General features: G+C 39.6%; 4 protein-coding genes. All 4 read left to right on the plus strand.

Features of this window, described 5'->3' with window-relative positions:
• The coding region (locus ACFIO3_RS12135; RefSeq protein WP_375704529.1) for a putative dsRNA-binding protein at positions 1-171 on the plus strand (171 nt) is incomplete at its 5' end.
• On the plus strand, positions 164-1,069 hold the full coding sequence (gene era, locus ACFIO3_RS12140; protein ID WP_012754937.1) for a GTPase Era: 906 nt from the start codon (positions 164-166) through the stop codon (positions 1,067-1,069). The genes ACFIO3_RS12135 and era, both read left to right, overlap by 8 nt.
• Positions 1,070-1,094: 25 nt before the next feature.
• On the plus strand, positions 1,095-1,841 hold the full coding sequence (gene recO / locus ACFIO3_RS12145; protein ID WP_375610149.1) for a DNA repair protein RecO: 747 nt from the start codon (positions 1,095-1,097) through the stop codon (positions 1,839-1,841).
• Between the two features lie 23 nt (positions 1,842-1,864).
• The coding region (locus ACFIO3_RS12150; RefSeq protein ID WP_375704528.1) for a pantoate--beta-alanine ligase at positions 1,865-2,049 on the plus strand (185 nt) is incomplete at its 3' end.

Below are 2,049 nucleotides of genomic sequence, written 5' to 3' on the forward strand. Positions count from 1 at the left end.
CGTTCAGGTCCAGATCACGATCCTGTTTTTATGGTAGAGGTAAATATTGCTGGTTTTGCTTCAGAGATTGGGCAGGGAAGCTCCAAAAGATATGCTGAAAGAATGGCAGCTGAAAAAATTTTGCGACGAGAGGGTGTATGGAAAACAGTGGGAAAAAATGATCATGAGTGACGTTATGAAAACGCGTTCTGGATTTGTTGTGCTTATTGGGATGCCTAATGCCGGTAAATCGACACTGGTTAATCAATTGGTTGGAACAAAGGTTTCAATTGTAACACATAAAGTACAAACAACACGAACTTTAATCCGCGGTATTGTCATTCATGATGATGTGCAAATTGTGTTGGTCGATACACCGGGTGTTTTTCGTCCCCATAAGCGCTTAGAACGAGCCATGGTCTCTGCTGCTTGGGGAGGGGCTAAGAGCGCTGATGTTCTGCTTGTTTTAATTGACGCTCAAAGTGGTCTTTCGGATGAAGTTGATATGATGTTAGATATTGTGAACAATATGAAACAAGAAAAAGTTCTTGTTCTTAATAAGGTTGATACAGTTGTTAAATCATCTCTTCTAGCGTTAACCACTAAAATAAATGAACGTGTAAAGTTTGCGCAAACATTTATGATTTCTGCTCTAAACGGTTCTGGTTGCAAGGATTTACTTCATGCGCTGAGTAACATGATGCAGGAAGGGCCATGGTATTATCCAGAAGATCAAATTTCTGATATGCCCATGCGTCATCTTGCTGCTGAAATTACGCGTGAAAAACTTTTTCTTCGTCTTCATGATGAACTTCCTTATTCCTCAACGGTTGAAACAGAAAACTGGGAAGAGCGTTCAGATGGTTCCGTTAAAATTAATCAAGTTATTTATGTCGAGCGTGAGAGTCAGAAAAAAATTGTCTTAGGAGCAAAAGGCGATACAATTAAAGCGATTGGTCAAGCAGCACGTAAAGAACTCATGGAAATTATGGATCAAAAGGTTCATCTTTTTCTCTTTGTGAAAGTGCGCGATAATTGGGATACCGATCCAGAACGTTATCGTGAAATGGGATTGGATTTTTTAAAATAAGATTTTTAAAAATAATTAAAGTAAAATGAAGTGGAAAGAACAAGCCGTTATACTTGGTACACGCCAATATGGTGAAACAAGTGTTATTCTTGAGATTATGACACGTGAACATGGTCGTTATATGGGAGTGGTAAAAGGGGGGCGCTCGCGTCGCATGGCTGCTCTTCTTCAACCTGGAAATTTTGTGGAGGCTGAATGGTGGGCTCGTTTAGACGAACATTTGGGACTTTTTCGGCTTGAAGCTCTTGATTTACATGCGGCACGATTAATCTGTCTACCAGAAGCACTTTATGCTTTGCAATTGATAGCTTTTCATTTGCGGCTTCTTCCCGAACGTGATCCGCACCCCATTTTATATGATATTTTACACCTTTTTATGCAGAATTTTGATGAACCATTTATCAATGCAGAATTGCTTGTACGTTTTGAAATGCGGCTTCTTGAAGAACTTGGTTTTGGTCTTGATTTATCTTGTTGTGCTGCAACAGGTCGTCAGGAAAGGCTTCATTACGTATCACCAAAATCTGGTCGGGCTGTCTGTGAAGAAGCAGGAGAACCTTGGAAAAAAAAGCTTCTCATTCTACCACAATTTCTTGTACAAAGAATGACTCGTCCTGCTGATTTTAGTGACATAATAAATGGTTTTATACTGACGGGTTTTTTTCTTATGCGTCATGTCTGGGAGCCACGAGATATAAAGCAGCCGTCAGTGCGCATGAATTTGATACAATTGTTTGAGCGCCAATTTGGTGTACAGGCATTAATTTGTTGATCTGATGATAATTGAATGGGAAAATGAGAATTTTAAAGACAATTGCTGAAGTTCGCCAATATACTTCAGAGGAACGACGTTTAGGTTTTTCGATTGGTTTTGTTCCAACAATGGGGGCATTGCATGATGGTCATCTTGCATTAGTACAGTATGCAAGAGCAATGTGTGATCGCGTAGTGGTTTCTATTTTTGTCAATCCAAAGCAATT

It is taken from the genome of Bartonella sp. AD328YNZD, assembly GCF_042196425.1.

Bases quoted from the DNA above. Each gene is read 5' to 3' on its own strand.
- era (WP_012754937.1), top strand. From the start codon at position 164: ATGAGTGACGTTATGAAAACGCGTTCTGGATTTGTTGTGCTTATTGGG.
- recO (WP_375610149.1), top strand. From the start codon at position 1,095: ATGAAGTGGAAAGAACAAGCCGTTATACTTGGTACACGCCAATATGGT.